The sequence below is a fragment of the Streptomyces sp. Act143 genome, from assembly GCF_003143935.1.
Lineage (GTDB): Bacteria > Actinomycetota > Actinomycetes > Streptomycetales > Streptomycetaceae > Streptomyces.
In genome coordinates this window covers 7,408,274-7,429,876 of record NZ_QFRX01000001.1, presented here as the reverse complement: position 1 = coordinate 7,429,876, position 21,603 = coordinate 7,408,274, and the positions used below count along the sequence as shown (strand labels likewise).

Genomic DNA, 21,603 nt, shown 5'->3' with positions numbered 1-21,603 from the left:
CCGACCGTAGGTTCCGGTGCATGACGAACCTTCGGATCGGTGTGATGTACGACCGCGACTGGGCCCCCGAGGAACTGCCCGGGTTCGCGCGGCGGGCCGAGGCACTCGGTGTGGACGACCTGTGGGTGGTGGAGGACCTGGGCTGGACCGGCGGGGTGTCGGCGGCGGCCGTGGCGCTGGGCGCGACCGAGCGGCTGCGGGTGGGCATCGGGATCACGCCGGCCCCGCTGCGCAGCCCGGCGCTGCTGGCGATGGAACTGGCCACGCTGGCACGGGTGTTCCCGGGGCGGCTGGTGTCCGGCATCGGGCACGGGGTGCGGGAGTGGATGGAGCAGGCCGGGGTCGCGCCGCGTTCCCCGCTGGCCCTGCTGGAGGAGACGATCACCGTCGTACGGGCGCTGCTGCGCGGGGAGCGGGTCACGGTGGAGGGGCGCGAGGTGCGCATCGAGGACATCGGGCTCGTGCACCCGCCGGCCGAGCCGCCGCCGGTGGTCGCGGGGGTGGTCAGGCCGCGTTCCCTGGAGCTGTCCGGGCGGGTCGCGGACGGCACCCTGATCGCGGAGGGCCACGGCCCGCGGGACCTGGAGCGGGTCCGGGCGCTGCTCGCCAAGGGCGGTGCGGGCGAGGACCACACCCTGAGCGTGTTCGCCTTCGCCTGTGTCGGCGACGACCCGGACGCGGTGGCCCGGGCTCTGCACCCGTCCACCGAGGGTCACGGCGCCTGGCTGGGGCGCCCGCAGGAGGAGGTGTTCACCGTCTCCGGCAGTGCGCGGCAGGCCGCCGGGAAGATCAGCGCGCTGCGGTCGGCCGGCGCCGACACCGTCGTCCTCCGCTTCGTGGGACCGGAGCCGCTCCGGCAGGTGGAAGCCGTCCTGGGGGCCGTCGGGCGGTAAGCGCTCTCACAGTAAACACACAGGTCAGTGGGGTCATAGAGGGATAACCCTCGAATGACTCCCACCCGCCTGACATGCCACCGTCAACTCTGTCACTCTTCCTCCACCCTGCGCACAGGGCGCACCCGCCCGACGCACAGGTGCCGCACGGCCCTGCCCAGCTCGACCCGGACAGCACACCCGTCTGTCCGGTCTGACACCGGCCGCCCGCGCGCGGCCGTCGCAGGAGGAGCAAGAGTGAGACGAACCCCCAGACCGGCGACCGGACCGGCCACCAGACCGGCCACCGCCGCCGCAGCACTGGCGGCCACCGCCGCTTTGCTGGCCCTCGGCGTGCAGACGGTCCCCGCGACCGCCGCGCCCGCGTCCCCCCACCCGAGCCCGCTGCGCACCGGAGGCCTGGAGGCCAAGCTCTCCCCGGCCCAGCGCACCGCGCTCATCGAGAACGCCTCCGCGAAGACGGGCACGACCGCGAAGTCGCTCGGCCTCGGCGCCAAGGAGAAGCTGGTCGTCAAGGACGTCGTCAAGGACAACGACGGCACCCTGCACACCCGTTACGAGCGCACCTACGCCGGCCTCCCCGTCCTCGGCGGCGACCTGGTCGTGCACACGCCCCCGGCCTCGGTGGCCGCCGGCACCGTGAGCACCACCTTCAACAACAACCGCCGTACGGTCTCGGTGAAGTCCACGACCGCGACGTACGGCAAGTCCGCCGCCGAGACCAAGGCGCTCCGGACCGCCAAGGCCCTCGACGCGGACTCCCCCGCCGCCGAGAGCGCCCGCAAGGTGATCTGGGCGGGCCAGGGCACCCCGAAGCTGGCCTGGGAGACGGTCGTCACGGGACTCCAGGACGACGGCACACCCAGCAAGCTGCACGTCGTCACCGACGCCACCACCGGCGCCGAACTCTCCCGCTTCGAGGGCGTCGAGACCGGCACCGGCAACAGCCAGTACAGCGGCACGGTCACCATCGGCACCAACCTGTCCGGCTCGACCTACCAGCTGTACGACACCTCGCGCGGCGGCCACAAGACGTACAGCCTCAACAACGGCACGTCCGGCACCGGCACGCTGATGACCGACACGGACGACACCTGGGGCACCGGGTCCGGGTCCAACACGCAGACGGCGGGCGTCGACGCGCACTACGGGGCGCAGGTCACGTGGGACTTCTACAAGAACACCTTCGGCCGCAGCGGCATCAAGAACGACGGCGTGGCGGCCTACTCCCGCGTCCACTACAGCTCGTCGTACGTCAACGCCTTCTGGGACGACGACTGCTTCTGCATGACATACGGCGACGGCTCGGGCGGCACGCACGCGCTGACCTCGCTGGACGTGGCCGGGCACGAGATGAGCCACGGCGTCACCTCGAACACGGCCGGACTCAACTACTCGGGTGAGTCAGGCGGGCTGAACGAAGCCACCTCCGACATATTCGGCACCGGCGTCGAGTTCTACGCCGGCAACTCCACCGACGTCGGCGACTACCTCATCGGCGAGAAGATCGACATCAACGGCGACGGCACGCCGCTGCGTTACATGGACAAGCCCAGCAAGGACGGCGCCTCGGCGGACAGTTGGTACTCGGGCGTCGGCAACCTGGACGTCCACTACTCGTCCGGCCCCGCCAACCACATGTTCTACCTACTGAGCGAGGGCAGCGGCAGCAAGACCATCAACGGCGTCACCTACAACAGCCCGACCTCGGACGGCGTCGCCGTCGCCGGCATCGGGCGGGCCGCGGCCCTGCAGATCTGGTACAAGGCGCTGACGACGTACATGACGTCGAGCACCAACTACGCGGGCGCCCGCACCGCCGCCCTCAACGCCGCCGCGGCCCTCTACGGCACCAGTTCCACGCAGTACGCCGGGGTCGGCAACGCCTTCGCCGGCATCAACGTCGGCAGCCACATCACGGTCCCGGCGACCGGCGTCACGGTCACCGACCCGGGCAGCCAGACCTCGACCGTCGGCACGGCCACGAGCCTTCAGATCTCGGCCAGTTCGACCAACAGCGGTTCCCTGACCTACGCGGCGACCGGTCTCCCCACCGGCCTGTCGATCAACAGCTCCACCGGCGTCATCTCCGGCACACCGACGACGGCCGGCACGTACAGCACGACCGTCACGGTGACGGACAGCACGGGCGCGACCGGCACCGCCTCCTTCAGCTGGACCGTCAACTCCAGCGGCGGTGGCGGCAGTTGCACTTCCACCCAGCTGCTGGGCAACGCGGGCTTCGAGTCCGGGAACACCACCTGGACCGCGACCAGCGGTGTCATCACCAACGACAGCGCCGAGGCCGCCCGCACCGGCTCCTACAAGGCGTGGCTGGACGGCTACGGCTCCACCCACACCGACACGCTCTCCCAGTCGGTGACGATCCCCAGCGGCTGCACGGGCACCACGTTCACCTTCTACCTGCACATCGACACGGCCGAGACCACCACCAGCACCCAGTACGACAAGCTGACGGTGACCGCCGGTTCGACCACCCTGGCCACGTACTCCAACCTCAACGCGGCCTCCGGGTACGTCCAGAAGTCGTTCAGCCTGGCGGCCTTCGCGGGCACGACGGTGACGCTGAAGTTCTCCGGTGTCGAGGACTCCTCGCTCCAGACGAGCTTCGTGGTCGACGACACGGCGGTGACGACGGGCTGAACCCCGAGGACTCAGTGCCGGGCGAACTGCAGGCCCGTCCCCTGGACGACGTTCGGCCGTAGGGCGATCCCGTCCACCGCCAGCTGCTCCCCGTAGATGTCGGTGACGCGGATCGCCCCGCCGCAGCCGGAGCCCTGCTCGGAGAGGAAGTAGTTGTACTCGGCCCGCGGCAGCGCGGTCCAGCCGCCACTGGTTCGCACCTCCAGCCGTGCCACCGGGTTCCGGTGGCCGAGCACCTGGAGACCGCACCAGTAGCGGCTGGACCCCGTCTTGTACCGGATGGACAGCTTCTCGCTCGTGTCCGGGCTCACCAGGCTCCAGGTGACGGGGATCTCGCCCTTGACCGGCGCGGCGAGCTTCGCGAAGGCCTGCGCGCTGAGGTCGAGTTGGCCGACCCGGCAGGGCGCGGGGCACTCGTTGGTGATCCGCACGACGATCGACGCGCCGCTCGCGGCACGGACCTTGACGTACGCCCCGCACGCCTTGGACGTCTCGTAGTCGGCGGTGTTCATGGCGGCGGTCATCACGTCGTCGGTCGGACCGAAGGTGCAGGCGCCGTCGCCGTTCCCGGCGTCGTAGAAGGTGGCGACTCCGCTGTAGCTGACGCCGGGCCTGATCCGTCCCGCCGACGCGCCCGTCGTGGACCGGGACTTGGGGGTGCCGGTGGCCTTGGGCCGCTTGGACGCGGTGGCCTTCGGGGTGGCGTTCTTGCTCGCCGAAGCCGAAGCCGAAGCGGTCGCGGAAGGAGTCGGCGACGGGCCGGTGGACGGTGTGCGCCTCACCGCGGTGGACTCGGTGATCGCCGGACCCCCGCTGCCGTCCGCGACAGAGACGCTCGCCGCGGAGCCGCCGCCGGGCCGGAACGCCACGATCACGGACGCGACGAGCGCGACGGCGCCCACCGCGACGGCGATGAGAAGGGCGCGTGACGTGCGGGGACGGCGGTGTGAGGAGCGAGGCGCCACGGCTGAGGTCCTTGTGTGTCGGGTGGGGCTTCGGTGACGGAAGCCTTCGACGTACAGTCGCCGCAGGATCCCAGAAGGTTGCCGGGCGGGAGGCGGAAATGACGACGACGGTGACTCTCCTCCACCCGGGGGCGATGGGGGCCCCGGTGGGCGGCCAGGCGGCCCGCACCGGAACCCGCGTCCTGTACGTCCCGGCCGGCCGCGGCCCGGCCTCCCTGGAACGGGCCCGTCAGGCGGGCCTGGAGGCGGCCGAGTCCCTCGCATCCGCCCTGGCCGTCAGCGACTTCGTGCTGTCCGTCTGCCCGCCGCACGCCGCCGAGGACGTGGCCCACGAGGTCCTGGAGCACGGCTTCCGGGGCGTCTACGTCGAGGCCAACGCCATCAGCCCGGACCGCGCCGCCCGTATCGCCAAGGCCTGCGCCGAACGCGGCACGACCATGGTCGACGGCTCGCTCATCGGCGGCCCGCCGGCCGGCGGCAGCGGCCCGCGCCTCTATCTGAGCGGCGACGCGGAGGCGGTGGCGAGGACCGCCGTACTCTTCGAGGGCACCGACGTCCCGGCCCGCCCGCTCGACGCCGGGATCGGCGCGGCATCGGCGCTCAAGACGGCGTACGCCTCCTTCCAGAAGTCGGCGCGGGTCCTGGCGGCCGTCTCGCACGCCCTCGCCGCGAGCCATGGCGTGGGCGATGAACTGACACGGGAGGGTGAGGAGTTGACGGCACGCATCCTCGCCGAGGTCGATCACCTCCCCAGCGTCGCCGCCCGTGCCTGGCGCTGGGCGCCGGAGATGCAGGAGATCGCGGCCACCCTGGACGCCGCAGGACTGCCGCCGGACCTGGCGGAGGCGTCGGCGGCGGTCCTGCGGCACTGGGACGCGGACAAGGACCGTCCCGACCTGCCCCTGGAGGACGTGTTCGCCCGCCTCCACACGCCCGCGGGCCCCGCCACGACGACGTGACAGGGCCCGCGGGACGACGGGAACGCGTGTCACCGGTGGTGCGGTGACGTGCGGCAGTGCTGCCTGAGGAGCAGGTTCCGGACCGGACTCGGACGGCCACGGCGAACTCCTGCCCGGCAGCCATGGCACGAGCCCGGCGGGCGAGGCGGGGTGCCGCCTGTGGGCTGCCTGGGCCCGGGCCATGACGTGTGCCGGCGGTCAGCGGAGCACGGGCCCGGCGACGGCGTTCCTGATCACCGTGGTCCAGCAGTCCTCCATGGTCCCGGGACCGCGCAGGGATGCGGGGTCGGCGGGTTCACCCCACACCCGGCGCGCAGCGGTGCGCCGGGGCATCCGAGTCAACAACCCGGGAGGTCGTATGAACGTCGTCGAGCAGGAGCTGACCGCTCCCTGGGAGGGGATGGTCGCCGCTCCCGAGCACGGCGGTGACGTCGGCGTGCTGGTCCTGGCGGGTTCCAGCGGGCGGATCGAGCGGGAGAGGGCACGGCTCCTGGCCCGACACGGCATGACGGCACTGGCGATCCGCTGGTTCGGCGGACCGGGTCAGCCGCCGGGCATCTGCGAGATCCCCCTGGAGACCTTCACCACCGCCGTCACCCGTCTCCGGGCGAGACGCGCGACACGCATCGGCATCCTGGGCACGTCCAAGGGAGCCGAGGCGGCGCTCCTCACCGCCGTGCACGACCCGCGCGTGAACGCCGTCGTCGCGCTGTCTCCCCCGTCCCACGTCTGGTGCAACGTCGGCCCGGGCCACGACGGGGCGGACCACCCCTACCGGTCGTCCTGGACCTGGCGCGGGCGGCCACTGCCCTTCGTCCCGATGGACGACTCCTGGACCCCGTCGGAACCGGACGCCGGACCGACAGCCATCCGCCCCTGGTACGAACTCAGCGAGCGCACCCACGCCCACCGGCTTCCCGCGGCGGCGATCCCCGTGGAGCGGACCCGGGCCGATCTCCTGCTGGTCGCGGGCGGCGCCGACGCGATGTGGCCGTCTCTTCCGTACGCCGAACAACTGGCCCTGCGGCATCGCGCGTCCGGAGGGGTTCCCCGTCTGATCACCGCCCCGGACGCCGGCCACCGCGTCCGCCTTCCCGGCGAGGCGCCGGCACCGGCGTCGCCGCGCTACCGCTATGGGGGCACACCCGAGGCGGATGCTCTTCTGGGAGGGGCCGCCTGGTCCCGCATCCTGGCCGTACTGCGCGGCGGGAACTGACGTTCCGGCAGGTCGCATCGTTTCTGCGGGAGTGGTGGGTGGTGGGGCGGGTGGGACTCGAACCCACGGCCGACGGATTATGAGTCCGCTGCTCTAACCGGCTGAGCTACCGCCCCATAGCGGCGTGTCGCGTACATGTGTGCGCGCCGTCTGCCGCAGCATAGCCGCTCATACGATCTCCTGCTTCGTATGGTCGACTTCGCATGCCCTGAAGGACTCCGCCGTGACCTGCACGGTTCCCGGGACACGGGAAGCGACATGAAAAAGGACCCCATCGGGGGTCCTCGTTCAATCTGCTCCCCCGACTGGACTCGAACCAGTAACCTGCCGGTTAACAGCCGGCTGCTCTGCCAATTGAGCTACGGAGGACCGAGCTCCCCCGACTGGACTCGAACCAGTAACCTGCCGGTTAACAGCCGGCTGCTCTGCCAATTGAGCTACGGAGGAATGCCTCGTTGCATCGAACGTACCTACCTGGGTATTCGCCAGGGGGCGGACGCTCGCTGCGACACATACATTAGCGCAAGCAGGGGGGTGCTCCGCCAATCGGTTCCCCCGGCACCGACGCCGCACCGAAGTCCTACGCAAGGAAAGGGTGGCCGCCATGCGCTACAAGCTCACATTCGTCGCCGGGCTGACTCTGGGTTACGTGCTGGGCACCCGTGCCGGGCGCGAGCGCTACGAGCAGCTGAAGAAGTCCGCGCGACAGGTCTCGCAGAACCCCGCCGTGCGCAACACCGCCGAGACGGCCGCCCAGCAGGGCCGCCAGTTCGCGGGCAAGGCGTACCACGCGGTGAGTGACAAGGTGGGTGACCGGATGCCGGAGTCGGTGACCCAGCGGGTGCGCTCGCTGCGGGACCGGAACACGGGCGGGGCCCCCGAGGACGACTGGGGAACCAGCAACACTTGAGTGCCGGGCGGGGCGACGCCGCCGGGCCCATAGAATTTTCGCCATGGGGATAGTCGCCGGGCTGGACAGTTCGCCCGAATTCACTCGTATCGTCGTCTGCGACGCGGACACCGGCGCCGTGCTCCGGCAGGGCTACGCCCCGCATCCGGTGGAGGGCCGTCCCTCCGACGTCGACCCCCAGGCCTGGCTGCTCTCCCTCGGTGAGGCGGCCGGCGGCGGTCTGCTCGAAGGCGTGCAGGCCATCGGCGTGTCGGCGCAGCAGAACGCCGTCGTGCCGCTGGACGCCCAGGGCAACACCGTCCGCCCCGCCCTCGTCGGCGGCGACAAGCGCACCCAGGTCGCGGCGGCCGATCTCATCGACGCGCTCGGCGGGCGCGAGGCGTGGGCGCAGGCCGTGGGGTGCGTGCCGCAGGCGCCGCAGCCCGTCACCAAACTGCGCTGGCTGGTGAAGAACGAACCCGACGCCGCGCTGCGCACCGCCGTGCTCCTCCAGGCCCACGACTGGCTGGTGTGGCAGCTGCTCGGGCGGCCCGTGCGCCGGACCACCGACCGCGGCGGCGCCTCCGGCACCGGCTACTGGTCCGCCGCCACCGGCGCCTACCGCACCGACCTCGTCGAGCTGGCGCTCGGTCACCAGGCCATGCTGCCCGAGGTGATCGGCCCGGCGGACGCGGCCGGTACGACCCCGGAGGGGCTGCTGATCTCCGCCGGGACCGGCGAGACCATGGCCGCCGCCTTCGGCCTCGGCATCGGGCTCGGGGACGCCGTCGTGTCGCTCGGCGCGTCCGGGTCCGTGATGGCCGTGCACCCCGAGGCGCTCGTCGACAACTCCGGGATGATCACCTCCCTCGCCGACGCGACCGGCATGCACCTGCCCGTCGTCACCACGCTGAACGCCGTACGGACCCTGCGCGGCGCCGCCGAACTGCTCGGGCTGCCCGATCTGGAGAGCCTGTCCGAGCTGGCGATGAAGTCGACGCCGGGGGCGCACGGGCTGGTCCTGCTGCCGTATCTGGAGGGCGAGCGGACGCCGCATCTGCCGCACACCGCCGGCACCCTCGCCGGACTGCGGCGTGAGTCGATGAGGCCCGAGCATCTGGCGCGGGCCGCGTTCGAGGGCATGCTGTGCGGGCTCGCCGACGCGCTCGACGTGCTGCGCGGGCGGGGCGTGGAGGTGCGGCGGGTCTTCCTGCTGGGGGCCGCCGCCGAGCTGTCGGCCGTGCAGGCCGCGGCGCCGGCGATCTTCGGCGCCCAGGTCGTCGTACCGCAGCCCGCGGACTACGCGGCGATCGGTGCCGCCCGGCAGGCCGCGTGGGCGCTCGGGGTGTCGCAGGGGACGCTCGATCCGCGCACCCCGCCGGCCTGGCAGGGGGCGGCGGCGCAGATCCTGGAGCCCGGCGAGGAGCTCGCGGTGGGGCAGGCCGTGCGGCAGCAGTTCGTGTCCGTGCGGGAGCAGACACATCCGAACGCCTTCCGCCCATAAGGCGGTAAAGAGCACCGCTGTCGGCTTAATCGGTTGAGGTAACGCGGGGGGAGTGTCCGACGATAGGGGCCAGGGGCAACCACCTCCGGCCCCTGCCGTCGACTCCGAGAGACGTAGCGTGCTCATACGACTTCTGCGGACCTATCTCAGGCCCTACAAGAAACCCATCGGCGTACTGGTCCTGCTCCAGTTCCTGCAGACCTGCGCCACCCTCTACCTGCCCACGCTCAACGCCGACATCATCGACCAGGGCGTGGTGAACGGGGACACGGACTACATCCTGTCCTTCGGCGCCCTGATGATCGGGATCTCGCTGGCGCAGGTCGTGTGCAACATCGGGGCCGTCTACTACGGCGCCCGGACGGCCGCGGCGCTCGGGCGGGACGTGCGGGCCGCCGTCTTCGACCGGGTGCAGTCGTTCTCGGCCCGGGAAGTGGGCCACTTCGGCGCGCCCTCGCTGATCACCCGGACCACGAACGACGTCCAGCAGGTGCAGATGCTGGCCCTGATGACGTTCACCCTGATGGTGTCGGCGCCCATCATGTGCGTGGGCGGCATCGTGCTCGCCCTCGGACTGGACGTGCCGCTGTCCGGGGTGCTGGTCGCCGTCGTCCCGACGCTGGGCATCTGCGTGACGCTGATCGTACGGCGGCTGCGGCCGCTGTTCCGGGCCATGCAGGTGCGCCTGGACACCGTGAACCGGGTGCTGCGCGAGCAGATCACCGGCAACCGGGTGATCCGCGCCTTCGTGCGGGACGGCTACGAGGAGGAGCGCTTCCGCAAGGCCAACGGCGACCTCACCGAGATGTCCCTGGCCACCGGCAACATGCTCGCGCTGATGTTCCCCGTGGTCATGACGACGGTGAACCTGTCGTCGATCGCGGTGGTCTGGTTCGGCGCCCACCGCATCGACAGCGGCGGCATGCAGATCGGCGACCTGACCGCGTTCCTCGCCTATCTGATGCAGATCGTGATGTCCGTGATGATGGCCACCTTCATGTTCATGATGGTGCCGCGCGCGGAGGTGTGCGCCGAGCGCATCCAGGACGTCCTCGGGACCGAGTCGAGCGTCGTGCCGCCGCTCGCCCCCGTCACCGAGCTGCGCCGCCACGGTCACCTGGAGATCCGGGACGCGGGCTTCCGCTACCCGGGTGCCGAGGAGCCGGTGCTGAAGGCCGTCGACCTGGTGGCCCGGCCCGGTGAGGTGACCGCGGTGATCGGCTCGACCGGCAGCGGCAAGTCGACGCTGCTCGGTCTGGTGCCGCGGCTGTTCGACGCGACCGAGGGCGAGGTGCTCGTCGACGGGATGCCCGTCGCGGACGTCGAGCCGAAGCTGCTCGCGAGGACGGTCGGGCTCGTACCGCAGAAGCCGTATCTCTTCGCGGGGACCGTGGCGACCAACCTGCGGTACGGCAACCCGGAGGCCACGGACGAGGAGCTGTGGCACGCGCTGGAGGTGGCGCAGGCCAGGAGCTTCGTGGAGGGTCTGGAGAACGGGCTGGACTCCCCCATCGCCCAGGGCGGGACGAATGTCTCCGGCGGTCAGCGGCAGCGTCTGGCGATCGCCCGGACCCTGGTCCAGCGGCCCGAGATCTACCTCTTCGACGACTCCTTCTCCGCCCTCGACTACGCCACCGACGCGGCCCTGCGCGCGGCGCTCGCCGCGGAGACGGCCGAGGCGACCGTGGTGATCGTGGCCCAGCGGGTGGCGACCATCCGCGACGCCGACCGGATCGTCGTCCTCGACGAGGGCCGGGTCGTCGGCACCGGCACGCACCGTGAACTGATGGCGCACAACGAGACCTACCGGGAGATCGTGCTCTCCCAGCTGACGGAAGCGGAGGCTGCCTGATGGCCGGGCCCATGGGGCGGATGATGGCCGGCGGCGGCCCGGACAGCCGTTCGCTGGACTTCAAGGTGTCGGGCCGGCGGCTGATCGGGCAGTTCCGGCCGGAGCGGTTCACCGTCTGCACGCTGGTCGCGTGTGTCGTGGTGAGCGTGGCGCTGAACGTGCTCGGACCGTGGATCCTCGGCAAGGCCACGGACCTGGTCTTCGCGGGCATCATCGGCCGCCAGATGCCGGCCGGGGCCTCGAAGGAGGAGGTCCTGGACCGGATGCGCGAGCGCGGCGACGCGGGCATCGCCGACATGCTGGGCAGCACCGACTTCACGCCCGGCGAGGGCATCGACTTCACGGCCGTGGGGCATGTGCTGCTGTTCGCCACCGGGGCGTTCGTCGTCGCGGGCCTGCTGATGGCGGTGGCGACCCGGCTGGTCAACCGGGCCGTGAACCGCACGATGTTCCGGCTGCGGGAGGACGTCCAGACGAAGATGTCGCGGCTGCCGCTGTCGTACTTCGACAAGCGGCAGCGCGGTGAAGTGCTCTCGCGCGCCACGAACGACATCGACAACATCGGGCAGACCCTCCAGCAGTCGATGGGCCAGCTCATCAACTCCCTGCTGACGATCATCGGCGTGCTCGCGATGATGTTCTACGTCTCCTGGCTGCTGGCGCTGGTCGCGCTGGTGACCGTGCCGCTGTCGTTCGTCGTCGCCACCCGTGTCGGCAAGCGGTCGCAGCCGCACTTCGTGCAGCAGTGGCGCACGACCGGCAAGCTCAACGCGCACGTCGAGGAGATGTACACCGGGCACACCCTGGTGAAGGTGTTCGGGCGGCAGGAGGAGTCGGCCACACAGTTCGCCGAGCAGAACGAGGCGCTGTACGAGGCCGGGTTCAAGGCGCAGTTCAACAGCGGGATCATGCAGCCGCTGATGATGTTCGTGTCGAACCTCAACTACGTGCTGGTCGCGGTCGTGGGCGGGCTCCGGGTCGCCTCGGGCGCCCTGTCCATCGGCGACGTGCAGGCCTTCATCCAGTACTCGCGGCAGTTCTCGATGCCGTTGACGCAGGTCGCGTCCATGGCGAACCTCGTGCAGTCCGGAGTCGCCTCCGCCGAGCGGGTCTTCGAGCTCCTCGACGCCGAGGAGCAGGAGGCGGACCCGGTGCCGGGGCTGCGGCCGGAGGAACTGCGCGGGCGGGTCTCGCTGGAGAACGTGTCCTTCCGCTACGACCCCGAGAAGCCGCTGATCGAGGGCCTGTCGCTGAAGGTGGAACCCGGGCACACGGTCGCGATCGTCGGCCCGACGGGCGCCGGCAAGACCACCCTGGTCAATCTGCTGATGCGGTTCTACGACGTCTCCGGCGGCCGGATCACCCTCGACGGGGTGGACATCGCGAAGATGTCCCGGGACGAACTGCGGTCCCAGATCGGCATGGTGCTCCAGGACACCTGGCTGTTCGGCGGCACCATCGCGGAGAACATCGCGTACGGGGCGTCCCGGAAGGTGACCCGCGGCGAGATCGAGGAGGCCGCGCGCGCGGCGCACGCCGACCGGTTCGTCCGGACGCTGCCCGACGGCTACGACACGGTGATCGACGACGAGGGCACCGGCGTCAGCGCGGGTGAGAAGCAGCTCATCACCATCGCGCGGGCGTTCCTGTCCGACCCGACGATCCTGGTCCTCGACGAGGCGACGTCGTCCGTGGACACCCGCACCGAGGTGCTGATCCAGAAGGCGATGGCCAAACTCGCCCACGGGCGCACGTCGTTCGTGATCGCCCACCGGCTCTCCACCATCCGGGACGCGGACACGATCCTGGTGATGGAGAACGGCTCGATCGTGGAACAGGGCGCGCACGAGGACCTGCTGGCGGCGGACGGGGCGTACGCGCGCCTGTACAAGGCGCAGTTCGCGCAGGCCGTGGCGGAGGTCGATTAGGTGTGGTGGGGGCTGCTTCGGCAGCCCCCCGGCTAGTCCAGATAGCCCCTCAGCTGGTCCGCGAAAGCGTGGTCCCGCAGCTTGTTGAGGGTCTTCGACTCGATCTGGCGGATGCGTTCCCGTGTCACGCCGAAGATGCGGCCGATCTCCTCCAGCGTGCGCGGGCGGCCGTCCGCCAGGCCGTAGCGGAGCTGGACCACCTTCCGCTCGCGCTCGCCCAGGGTGGACAGCACGGCCTCCAGGTGCTCCCTCAGCAGCAGGAACGCCGCCGACTCCACCGGGCTCGCCGCGTCGCCGTCCTCGATGAGGTCGCCCAGGGCGACGTCGTCCTCCTCGCCCACCGGGGCGTGCAGGGACACCGGTTCCTGGGCCAGGCGCAGCACCTCGCTGACCCGCTCGGGCGGCAGGTCGAGGTGGCCGGCCACCTCCTCCGGGGTCGGTTCGTAGCCGCGTTCCTGCAGCATGCGGCGTTGGACGCGGACGACCCGGTTGATCAGCTCGACGACGTGGACCGGCACCCGGATGGTGCGGGCCTGGTCGGCGAGGGCCCGGGACATGGCCTGCCGGATCCACCAGGTGGCGTAGGTGGAGAACTTGTAGCCGCGGGCGTAGTCGAACTTCTCGACCGCCCGGATCAGGCCCAGGTTTCCTTCCTGCACCAGGTCCAGCATGGTCAGGCCGCGGCCGACGTAACGCTTGGCCACCGAGACGACGAGTCGCAGGTTCGCCTCTATCAGGCGGCGCTTGGCCATCCGGCCCATCACGACCAGGCGGTCCAGATCGAGGGCCAGCTGGCTGTCGAGGTCGGGGGTGGTGCTGAGTTTCTCCTCGGCGAACAGGCCCGCTTCGACGCGCCGGGCGAGTTCGACCTCCTCGGCCGCGGTCAGGAGGGGGATGCGGCCGATCTCGCGGAGGTACTGGCGGAACAGGTCGGAGGACGGTCCGCCGGTGTCTGCGCGGTGGCGGGCGGCCGGTTCCGGGGCCTCGGCCGGCTCGGGTGCCTCCGCGGCGGCCTCGGTGCTCTCCAGGGCGTCGGCGGGCGGCTCTTCCGGTTCGGTCTCGGGGTGGTGCACGACACGGTTCTGCGGGGGGACCGCGACGAGAACCTCGGTCTCGGCGTCCGGCTCCGTGGCGTCCGTACTGTGTTCGGTCTGGGTGAGGGTCTGGGTCTGCACGGGGGCGACCTCCAGGATGATCGCTGCAGAGTGCGGCAGCGCTGTTTCGGGGGCGGAGTCGGCGGCCTCGCCGCTGTCCGTCCCGTACGCGATGAGCGGAACCGCGGGGGTGTGGGACCCGTTGGGAACGGATCGGCCGCGCTCCGAGGACTCAGGCACCGGAACCCAGTGTGGAGTACGACACATCGCCGCCACGAGGGGCGTGCGGTGACTTTTTGAGTCCGGTCCGTGACCGGGTGGTTACCCTGACGGACCCGACACGCTCAGAGAGCTGCGGCTCCGTGCTCTCTCAGCGCCTGGTCGTACTGCTGGAGTACCCACAATTCGTTCTGTACCGCGGCTGTCTGGGCCGGATCTCCCTGGGTGCCGAGGCGGGTGAGCGTCGACTGGATGTCCCGGACGCGGCGCTCCACGGCCCGGCGGCGGACGGTGACGAGCTGCTGGCCCGCGTAGTCCTCGTCGACCGTGCGCCGCATGATCGCCTCGACGGCCAGCTCCGTGACCATCGCGCGGACCGCGTCGTCGGGGGCGGCCTCGCGGACCCGGACCAGATAGTCCTGCGAGTCCCGTGTGCCGTACTCGGCGCCGCCCGCCTCCATGATCGCCTGGCGTACGGCGGCGTAGGGGGCGGCGGTGAACTCGTCGATGCCGTAGGCGTCGAAGGCCGGGGAGACCAACTCGGGGCGCTGGAGGGCGAGTTTCAGCAGCTCGCGCTCGGTGGCGTAGACGGGGTTGCGGAGCTGGAGCGCCGGGCCGCCGGCCGGGGTGCGCTGCGCGGTCTCGTACGGCTGCTGGGGGCCGCGGGCGGGGGCCGGGGCGCCCTTGCCGCCGCGGTCGCGGGCCCAGCGGGCCAGCTGGGCGACCCGCTTGACGACGAACTGGGTGTCGAGGATGCCGAGCATGCCGGCGAGCTGGACCGCGACCTCGTGCTGGGCGCCGCTGTTCTTGATGCGGGCGACGATGGGGGCGGCCTCGTCGAGGGCGGCGGCGCGGCCGGCCGGGGTGTCGAGGTCGTAGCGGACGACGATCTGGCGGAGGGCGAACTCGAAGAGGGGCGTACGGGGCTCGACCAGGTCCGCGACCGCCTCGTCGCCCTTGGCGAGGCGCAGCTCGCAGGGGTCCATGCCGTCGGGGGCGATGGCGATGTAGGTCTCGGCGGCGAACTTCTGGTCGTCCTCGAAGGCCCGCAGGGCGGCCTTCTGGCCGGCCGCGTCGCCGTCGAAGGTGAAGATCACCCGGGCGCTGCCGTTGTCCATCAGCAGACGGCGGAGGATCTTGATGTGGTCGCCGCCGAAGGCGGTGCCGCAGGTCGCGATGGCGGTCGTGACGCCGGCGAGGTGGCAGGCCATGACGTCGGTGTAGCCCTCGACGACCACGGCACGGCTGGCCTTGGCGATGTCCTTCTTCGCCAGGTCGATGCCGTAGAGGACCTGGCTCTTCTTGTAGATCGCCGTGTCGGGCGTGTTGAGGTACTTGGGGCCGTTGTCCGCCTCGTAGAGCTTGCGGGCGCCGAAGCCGACGACGTCGCCGCCGATGTCGCGGATGGGCCACATCAGGCGGCCGCGGAAGCGGTCGATGGGGCCGCGGCGGCCTTCCTGGGAGAGGCCCGACAGGAGGAGTTCCTTGTCGGTGAAGCCCTTGCCGCGGAGGTAGCGGGTGAGGTGGTCCCAGCCCTGGGGGCTGTAGCCGACGGAGAAGTGCTCGGCGGCGGACTGGTCGAAGCCGCGCTCGGCGAGGAACTTGCGGCCGGTGTCGGCCTCCGGGCTGGTGGCGAGCTGTTCCACGTACCAGTCGGCGGCGATCTTGTGGGCCTCGACCAGGCGGATGCGTTCGCCGCGCTGATGGGCCGGGTTGTAGCCGCCCTCCTCGTAGCGCAGGGTGATGCCGGCCTGGGCGGCCAGGCGCTCGACCGCCTCCGAGAAGGAGAGGTGGTCGACCTTCATCACGAACGTGATGGTGTCGCCGCCCTCCTGGCAGCCGAAGCAGTGGAAGAGTCCCTTGCTCGGGCTGACCTGGAAGGACGGCGACTTCTCGTCATGGAACGGGCACAGGCCCTTGAGGTTGCCCCCGCCCGCGTTGCGCAGCTGGAGGTACTCGGACACCACGGCGTCGATCGGGACCGCGTCCCGTACCGCCTTCACGTCGTCGTCGTTGATCCGTCCTGCCACGCAGTGATTCTACGGGGCCGAACCGACACTCCTGGGGCGAGACGTCTTTCGGCCGGGGGTCCGGGGGTTGCCCCCGGGAATTGCAGCACGGTGGTGGACTGACACTCAAGAGACGAGGCTTTCGAGCGGAACGTGCGGGTCCGCCAGCGCCTCCGTGTCCACCTGTGTCTTCGTCCGGATCAGCTGCTGGATCGGGTCCGTGACGTCCCACACGTTCACGTTCATCCCCGCCAGCACCCGGCCCTCCTTCACCCAGAACGCGATGAACTCACGCTTTCCGGCGTCCCCGCGAATCACCACTTCGTCGTACGACCCCGGGGGCGCCCAGCCGCTGTACTCCATCCCCAGGTCGTACTGGTCGGAGAAGAAGTAGGGGACGCGGTCGTAGACGAGGTCCTGGCCGAGCATCGCGCGGGCCGCGGCGGGGCCGCCGTTGAGGGCGTTGGCCCAGTGCTCCACGCGCAGCCTGCTGTCGAAGAGGGCGTGGTGGAAGGAGGCGACGTCGCCGGCCGCGTGGATGTCGGGGTCGGAGGTGCGCAGCCGTTCGTCGACCGCGACGCCGCCGCCGTGGGCGCGGTCGGCGAGTTCCAGTCCCGCCGCCTCCGCGAGCGCGGTGCGCGGTGCGGCGCCGATCGCGGCGAGGACGTCGTGGGCCGGGTGTTCCTCGCCGTCGTCGGTGCGGGCGGCCAGCACCATGCCGTCCTGGCCGACGATCTCGGTGAGCTGGGCGCCGAAGTGGAAGCGGACGCCGTGCTCCCGGTGCAGGTCGGCGAAGAGACTGCCGAGCTCGGGGCCGAGGACGCCGTGCAGCGGGGTCGCGGCGGGCTCGATGATGGTGACCTCGGCGCCGTACTCCCGGGCCGCCGCCGCGACCTCCAGGCCGATCCAGCCGGCCCCGGCGATGACCAGGTGGCCGTTGTCGCGGCCGAGCGCGGCCAGCACGCCCTTGAGCCGCTCCGCGTGGGCGAGGCGGCGCAGGTGGTGGACGCCCGCGAGATCGGTGCCGGGGATGTCCAGGCGGCGGGGTTCGGCGCCGGTGGCCAGAAGCAGCTTGTCGTAGTGGACGAGCGTGCCGTCGTCGCCGAAGCGGACCGTCTTCGCCGCGCGGTCGATCGCGTCGACGGTCTGGCCGAGGTGCAGCTCGATGTCGTTGCGCGCGTACCAGGCCGGTTCGTGGACGAAGACGCTGTCGCGTTCCTCCTTGCCGAGCAGGTAGCCCTTGGAGAGGGGAGGGCGCTCGTAGGGGTGGTCGCGTTCGTCGCAGATCAGTATCACGCGACCGGTGAAGCCCTCCGCTCGGAGCGTCTCGGCCGCCTTGGCGCCGGCGAGACCGCCTCCGACGATCACGAATGTCTGGTCCGCGTCGACCACTTGATGCCTCCTCGTAAGGGTGCTGCCACATGGGAGCGTCCCGCACGGAGTGTGATGGGGGAAGAGGGAGTGGCCCGATCAGGCCACGCAGGGTCACATTCGGGCGTGTTTCGCTTCACCCTTGGCACATCTGTCTCACATATGCCCAGTCAAACGCGCGTGAAGCGATCGCGCCGACGCATCCGTCAAGGACGCGATCTGGTCGACGATCACGCGTTTGCGGGCGCGGTCGTCCGGCGCCCGGTCGAACAGCGCCCGGAACTGCGGGTCCAGCCCGTCGGGGGCCCGGGCGGTGAGCGCCTCGGCGAGCTCCGCGACCACGATCCGCTGGTCGGCCCGCAGCCGCTCCTGCTCGGCGCGCTGCATGACGTACAGGTCGGCGACGGCCTTGAGGACCGCGCACTCCAGGCGCGTCTCGTGCGGTACGACGAGCTCGGCGGCGTACCTCGTGAGCGGGCCGGCGCCGTACGCCGCGCGCGTGGCGCCCTCGGCGGCGAGGCAGAAGCGGCCGATGAGCTGGCTGGTGGCGTCCTTCAGGCGGGCCTGGGCGACGGCGGACCCGTCGTAGCCGTGCGGCCACCACGGCTGGTCCTGGAGCCGGTCGAGGGCCGCGGCGAGTTCGGCGGGGTCGGTGTCCTCGGGGACGTACCGGCCGAGGGCCACCTCGAAGACCGCCCGGCGCTCGGGTTCCGCGTGCAGGCAGTTGGGGTCGATGTGGCCGGCGTGCAGGCCGTCCTCCACGTCGTGCACCGAGTACGCCACGTCGTCCGACCAGTCCATGACCTGTGCCTCGAAGCACGCGCGTGTGCCGGGGGCGTCCTTGCGGACCCAGTCGAAGACGGGGCGGTCGTCCTCGTAGACGCCGAACTTGGGCGACGCGTGCGCTCCGCGGGGCCAGGGGTACTTGGTGGCCGCGTCGAGGGTGGCACGGGTGAGGTTCAGCCCCACCGAGCCTTCTTCGGTGAAGCGTTTGGGCTCGATGCGGGTGAGGAGCCTGAGGGACTGGGCGTTGCCCTCGAAGCCGCCGCAGTCCGCCGCGAATTCGTTGAGGGCCTGTTCGCCGTTGTGGCCGAAGGGCGGGTGGCCCATGTCGTGGGACAGGCAGGCGGCTTCCACCAGGTCGGGGTCGCAGCCGAGGGCAGCGCCGAGCTCGCGGCCGACCTGGGCGCACTCCAGGGAGTGCGTGAGGCGGGTGCGGGGGCTGGCGTCCCATGCCTGGACGGGGGTCCCCCCGCTCGAACGAAGTTGAGAGTGGGGGAGGGTGCCCGGGGTGACGACCTGGGTCTTGCCGGCGAGGCGTCGCAGGGCGGATGAGTGGAGGATGCGGGCGCGGTCGCGTTGGAAGGCGGTGCGGCCGGGGCGCTTGTCCGGCTCGGGGGCCCAGCGTTCTGTGGACGACAGGTCGTACGGCATGACTCGACAGTACGGGCAGGCAGTGACAATTGGGGTGTGCCGTTGCGCCTTTGCGTCTGCCGGGTGCGGTTACACGGCGACCGCGGGCCGAGTGTGGCTGGTCGCGCAGTTCCCCGCGCCCCTCAGGGACGTCATCTGGTCGTACCTGTGCAGGATCAGGTCGGCCATCGCGGGGTGCGTGCCCAGGGGAGCCGACGCTGTCCACGGTGCCGCCTCCGCGCACTCCGTCGCGAAGCGGCCGGGGGCCGTGAAGTAGGAGGCGATGGCCACACGGTCGTAGCCTCGGGCCGTCAGCGCCTCCACCGCCGCCGGGACCGTGGGGGCCGCTGTCGTCGCGTAGGCCGGGACCACCGGGACCTCCAGGCGGGTCGACAGCAGAGCCGCCATCCGCGCCATGTCCACCTTCGACTCCGGGTCACGCGAACCCGCCGCCGCCAGCACCACCGCGCTCCCCGGCCGCGGGGACTCCTCCCAGCCCGCCTCCACCAGGCGGGCGTGCAGGGCCTCCACCAGAAGCGGGTGCGGGCCCAGTGCGGGGGCGACACGCGCGCGTACGTCCGTCTCGGCGGCCATCTCCGGGATGTCCCGCTTGACGTGGTAGCCGCGGCTCAGCAGCAGCGGGACCAGGATCGCCTCGCGGTCGCCGAGGGCCTTGAGGGTGTCGGTCAGCAGCGGCTCGTTGAGCTCGATGTGGCCGAGGTGGACCGGCAGGCCGGGCCGCCGGTCGCGGACCTTGTCGAGAAGGCCGCGTACGGTGCGCAGGGCGCGCGGGTCGCGGCTGCCGTGGGCCACGACGACGAGCGCGGGCGGTTCGGGGCGCCGCCTGCCGTCGAGCGACACGAGGCTGAGCTGGCTGGCGAGCTGGCTGCTGATCCGGTTCATGAGGTGCGCCGTACTGTCGAAGTGGACCGTCTTGGACTCGTCGCGCGGAGCGATCGAATTACTCGACGCCGTCATGGACCGATGGTGGCGGGGGGACGTTGCCGCCCCGTTGCATGAAGATAACGGGGATTTTCCGTGGGTTCACGCTGCGGTGGGAGGCCGCTGTGAGGCGGCCTGACCTGCGGTTTCGTTCGCGTGCGTGAGGCTGGTCACGTGCGCCGGAGTGAACCGCGGGGGCTGGCACCACGTCCCTGACTGTCGAAGGACGACCTGGGAGGGACCCCGTGAGACTGCGCCGACCCCGTCTGCCGCGCACCCGTACCGGGCAGCGGCGGCTCGTGCAGGCCGTCATGGCCGGGTGCGTGCTGGCGCTGCTCCCGGCGACCTGGATGTACGTCGTCACGGGCGACCGGCTGCGCACCACCGCGGACGTGCCGCGCACCGAGGTCGCCGTCGTCTTCGGTGCCGGGCTGTGGGACGGGGAGCCGTCCCCGTATCTGGCGCACCGGCTGGACGCGGCGGCGAAGCTGTACCGGGAGGGCCGTATCGAAGTCGTCCTCGTCACCGGTGACAACAGCCGGGAGGACTACGACGAGCCGGACGCGATGCGGGCGTATCTGACGAAGCACGGGGTTCCCGACGGGCGGATCGTCAGCGACTACGCCGGGTTCGACACCTGGGACTCCTGCGTGCGGGCCAAGAAGATCTTCGGTGTGGACAAGGCCGTGCTGATCAGCCAGGGGTTCCACATCCGGCGGGCGGTCGCGCTGTGCGAGGCGGCGGGCGTGACGTCGTACGGGGTCGGGGTCGACGCCAAGCACGACGTGACCTGGTACTACGGCGGTACGCGGGAGATCTTCGCGGCCGGCAAGGCGGCCCTGGACGCGGTCTTCGAGCCCGATCCCCGGTTCCTCGGGCCCGAGGAACCGGGGGTGCGCAAGGCGCTAGCTAGCGGCCGGTGAAGCGGGGCGCGCGTTTCTCCAGGAAGGCGGTCATGCCCTCCTTCTGGTCGTGGGTGGCGAACAGGGCGTGGAACACCCGGCGTTCGAAGCGGATGCCGTCGCGCAGGCCGGTTTCGAGGGACCGGTCGACGCATTCGCGGGCCGCTCTGACGGCCGTGCGTCCGTAGGAGGCGATCGTCCGCGCCGCCGCGAGGGCCTCGGGGAGGGTCCGGTCGTCAGGGACCACTCTGGACACGAGGCCCGCGCTCTCCGCCTCCCGCGCGTCCATCGTGCGGCCGGTGAGGACCAGGTCCATCGCCTTGGCGCGGCCGATCAGGCGGGTGAGGCGCTGGGTGCCGCCGATGCCGGGGATGACGCCCAGCTTGATCTCCGGCTGGCCGAACACCGCCGACTCCCCCGCGATCACCAGGTCGCACATCATCGCCAGCTCGCAACCGCCGCCCAGCGCGGTCCCGTTGACGGCGGCGATCTTCGGGGTGCGCAGGTCGGCGAACTCCTCCCAGGCCGAGAACCAGTCCTCCGCCACCATGTCGACGGCCGTCATAGCGGCCATCTCCCTGATGTCGGCGCCGGCCGCGAAGCACCGCTCGGAGCCGGTGACGACCACGCAGCCGACCTCGGGGTCCGTGTCCAACGGGCGCAGGGCCGCCAGGAGTTCGGCAAGCAGTTCGGCGCTGAGCGCGTTGCGGACGTGCGGGCGGTGCAGGCGTACGGTCACCACGGCGCCGTCGCGTTCGAGCTTCAGGTTGTTCATGCGCATCC

At 71.2% G+C, this 21,603-nt stretch carries 16 protein-coding genes and 3 tRNA genes; 9 read left to right on the top strand and 10 right to left on the bottom strand.

Annotation, left to right across the window (positions count from 1 at the left end):
* Positions 1-20 precede the first annotated feature (20 nt).
* Together DI272_RS33890 and DI272_RS33885 are read left to right on the top strand one after the other, a co-directional pair.
* A complete protein-coding gene (locus tag DI272_RS33890) occupies positions 21-893 on the top strand; it encodes an LLM class flavin-dependent oxidoreductase (protein WP_109498997.1) in 873 nt (290 codons plus the stop codon).
* Between the two features lie 237 nt (positions 894-1,130).
* Positions 1,131-3,557 (top strand): M4 family metallopeptidase, encoded by a 2,427-nt coding sequence (locus DI272_RS33885; protein ID WP_375138083.1) that lies wholly within the window; start codon positions 1,131-1,133, stop codon positions 3,555-3,557.
* Positions 3,558-3,568: 11 nt separating this feature from the next.
* Here DI272_RS33885 and DI272_RS33880 read toward each other — a convergent pair whose 3' ends face one another.
* Positions 3,569-4,522, bottom strand: coding sequence for an expansin EXLX1 family cellulose-binding protein (locus DI272_RS33880; protein ID WP_109498996.1), 954 nt, complete (start codon positions 4,520-4,522; stop codon positions 3,569-3,571).
* Between the two features lie 98 nt (positions 4,523-4,620).
* On the opposite strand from DI272_RS33880, the gene DI272_RS33875 reads away from it, so the two are divergent.
* Positions 4,621-5,481 (top strand): NAD(P)-dependent oxidoreductase, encoded by an 861-nt coding sequence (locus tag DI272_RS33875; protein WP_109498995.1) that lies wholly within the window; start codon positions 4,621-4,623, stop codon positions 5,479-5,481.
* A gap of 358 nt (positions 5,482-5,839) precedes the next feature.
* Positions 5,840-6,697, top strand: a complete 858-nt coding sequence (locus tag DI272_RS33870; RefSeq protein WP_181387406.1) for an acyl-CoA thioester hydrolase/BAAT C-terminal domain-containing protein — start codon at positions 5,840-5,842, stop codon at positions 6,695-6,697.
* A 39-nt stretch (positions 6,698-6,736) separates the two neighbouring features.
* On the opposite strand, the gene DI272_RS33865 is transcribed toward DI272_RS33870, so the two are convergent.
* From DI272_RS33865 to DI272_RS33855, 3 genes are all read right to left on the bottom strand, one after another.
* Positions 6,737-6,813: transfer RNA gene (locus tag DI272_RS33865), tRNA-Ile, on the bottom strand.
* A 180-nt stretch (positions 6,814-6,993) separates the two neighbouring features.
* Positions 6,994-7,066, bottom strand: a tRNA-Asn gene (locus DI272_RS33860).
* 5 nt (positions 7,067-7,071) lie between these two features.
* A tRNA-Asn gene (locus DI272_RS33855) sits at positions 7,072-7,144 on the bottom strand.
* 157 nt (positions 7,145-7,301) lie between these two features.
* Between DI272_RS33855 and DI272_RS33850 the strand changes: the two genes are divergently transcribed.
* The 4 genes from DI272_RS33850 (at position 7,302) to DI272_RS33835 (ending at position 12,870) form a co-directional block, all read left to right on the top strand.
* Positions 7,302-7,607, top strand: coding sequence for a hypothetical protein (locus DI272_RS33850; RefSeq protein ID WP_109501195.1), 306 nt, complete (start codon positions 7,302-7,304; stop codon positions 7,605-7,607).
* A 43-nt stretch (positions 7,608-7,650) separates the two neighbouring features.
* Complete coding sequence (locus DI272_RS33845; RefSeq protein ID WP_109498994.1) at positions 7,651-9,090, top strand: FGGY-family carbohydrate kinase; 1,440 nt, start codon at positions 7,651-7,653, stop codon at positions 9,088-9,090.
* Between the two features lie 118 nt (positions 9,091-9,208).
* Positions 9,209-10,942, top strand: coding sequence for an ABC transporter ATP-binding protein (locus DI272_RS33840; protein WP_109498993.1), 1,734 nt, complete (start codon positions 9,209-9,211; stop codon positions 10,940-10,942).
* A complete protein-coding gene (locus DI272_RS33835; RefSeq protein WP_109498992.1) occupies positions 10,942-12,870 on the top strand; it encodes an ABC transporter ATP-binding protein in 1,929 nt (642 codons plus the stop codon). Before DI272_RS33840 ends, DI272_RS33835 begins: the two co-directional genes overlap by 1 nt.
* Before the next feature lie 32 nt (positions 12,871-12,902).
* Here DI272_RS33835 and DI272_RS33830 read toward each other — a convergent pair whose 3' ends face one another.
* From DI272_RS33830 to DI272_RS33810, 5 genes are all read right to left on the bottom strand, one after another.
* Positions 12,903-14,204 carry an RNA polymerase sigma factor gene (locus DI272_RS33830; RefSeq protein WP_109498991.1) on the bottom strand — a complete coding sequence of 434 codons (1,302 nt, stop codon included), beginning with the start codon at positions 14,202-14,204 and terminating at the stop codon, positions 12,903-12,905.
* A 104-nt stretch (positions 14,205-14,308) separates the two neighbouring features.
* A complete protein-coding gene (gene dnaG / locus DI272_RS33825) occupies positions 14,309-16,213 on the bottom strand; it encodes a DNA primase (RefSeq protein WP_109498990.1) in 1,905 nt (634 codons plus the stop codon).
* Between the two features lie 105 nt (positions 16,214-16,318).
* On the bottom strand, positions 16,319-17,584 hold the full coding sequence (locus DI272_RS33820) for an NAD(P)/FAD-dependent oxidoreductase (RefSeq protein ID WP_109498989.1): 1,266 nt from the start codon (positions 17,582-17,584) through the stop codon (positions 16,319-16,321).
* A gap of 135 nt (positions 17,585-17,719) precedes the next feature.
* On the bottom strand, positions 17,720-18,997 hold the full coding sequence (locus tag DI272_RS33815; RefSeq protein ID WP_109498988.1) for a deoxyguanosinetriphosphate triphosphohydrolase: 1,278 nt from the start codon (positions 18,995-18,997) through the stop codon (positions 17,720-17,722).
* Between the two features lie 69 nt (positions 18,998-19,066).
* A complete protein-coding gene (locus tag DI272_RS33810) occupies positions 19,067-19,954 on the bottom strand; it encodes a sirohydrochlorin chelatase (protein ID WP_109498987.1) in 888 nt (295 codons plus the stop codon).
* Positions 19,955-20,163: 209 nt separating this feature from the next.
* Here DI272_RS33810 and DI272_RS33805 point away from each other — a divergent pair, with 209 nt between their 5' ends.
* Positions 20,164-20,841 (top strand): vancomycin high temperature exclusion protein, encoded by a 678-nt coding sequence (locus DI272_RS33805; protein ID WP_258314767.1) that lies wholly within the window; start codon positions 20,164-20,166, stop codon positions 20,839-20,841.
* Here DI272_RS33805 and DI272_RS33800 read toward each other — a convergent pair.
* Positions 20,828-21,595 (bottom strand): enoyl-CoA hydratase-related protein, encoded by a 768-nt coding sequence (locus tag DI272_RS33800; RefSeq protein WP_109498985.1) that lies wholly within the window; start codon positions 21,593-21,595, stop codon positions 20,828-20,830. The genes DI272_RS33805 and DI272_RS33800 overlap by 14 nt on opposite strands.
* Between the last annotated feature and the right edge of the window lie 8 nt (positions 21,596-21,603).

Excerpts from the sequence above, each read along its gene's own strand:
- DI272_RS33870 (WP_181387406.1), top strand. The coding sequence starts at position 5,840 with ATGAACGTCGTCGAGCAGGAGCTGACCGCTCCCTGGGAGGGGATGGTC.
- DI272_RS33800 (WP_109498985.1), bottom strand. The coding sequence starts at position 21,595 with ATGAACAACCTGAAGCTCGAACGCGACGGCGCCGTGGTGACCGTACGC.
- DI272_RS33845 (WP_109498994.1), top strand. The coding sequence starts at position 7,651 with ATGGGGATAGTCGCCGGGCTGGACAGTTCGCCCGAATTCACTCGTATC.
- DI272_RS33890 (WP_109498997.1), top strand. The coding sequence starts at position 21 with ATGACGAACCTTCGGATCGGTGTGATGTACGACCGCGACTGGGCCCCC.
- DI272_RS33835 (WP_109498992.1), top strand. The coding sequence starts at position 10,942 with ATGGCCGGGCCCATGGGGCGGATGATGGCCGGCGGCGGCCCGGACAGC.
- DI272_RS33810 (WP_109498987.1), bottom strand. The coding sequence starts at position 19,954 with ATGACGGCGTCGAGTAATTCGATCGCTCCGCGCGACGAGTCCAAGACG.
- DI272_RS33815 (WP_109498988.1), bottom strand. The coding sequence starts at position 18,997 with ATGCCGTACGACCTGTCGTCCACAGAACGCTGGGCCCCCGAGCCGGAC.
- DI272_RS33875 (WP_109498995.1), top strand. The coding sequence starts at position 4,621 with ATGACGACGACGGTGACTCTCCTCCACCCGGGGGCGATGGGGGCCCCG.
- DI272_RS33850 (WP_109501195.1), top strand. The coding sequence starts at position 7,302 with ATGCGCTACAAGCTCACATTCGTCGCCGGGCTGACTCTGGGTTACGTG.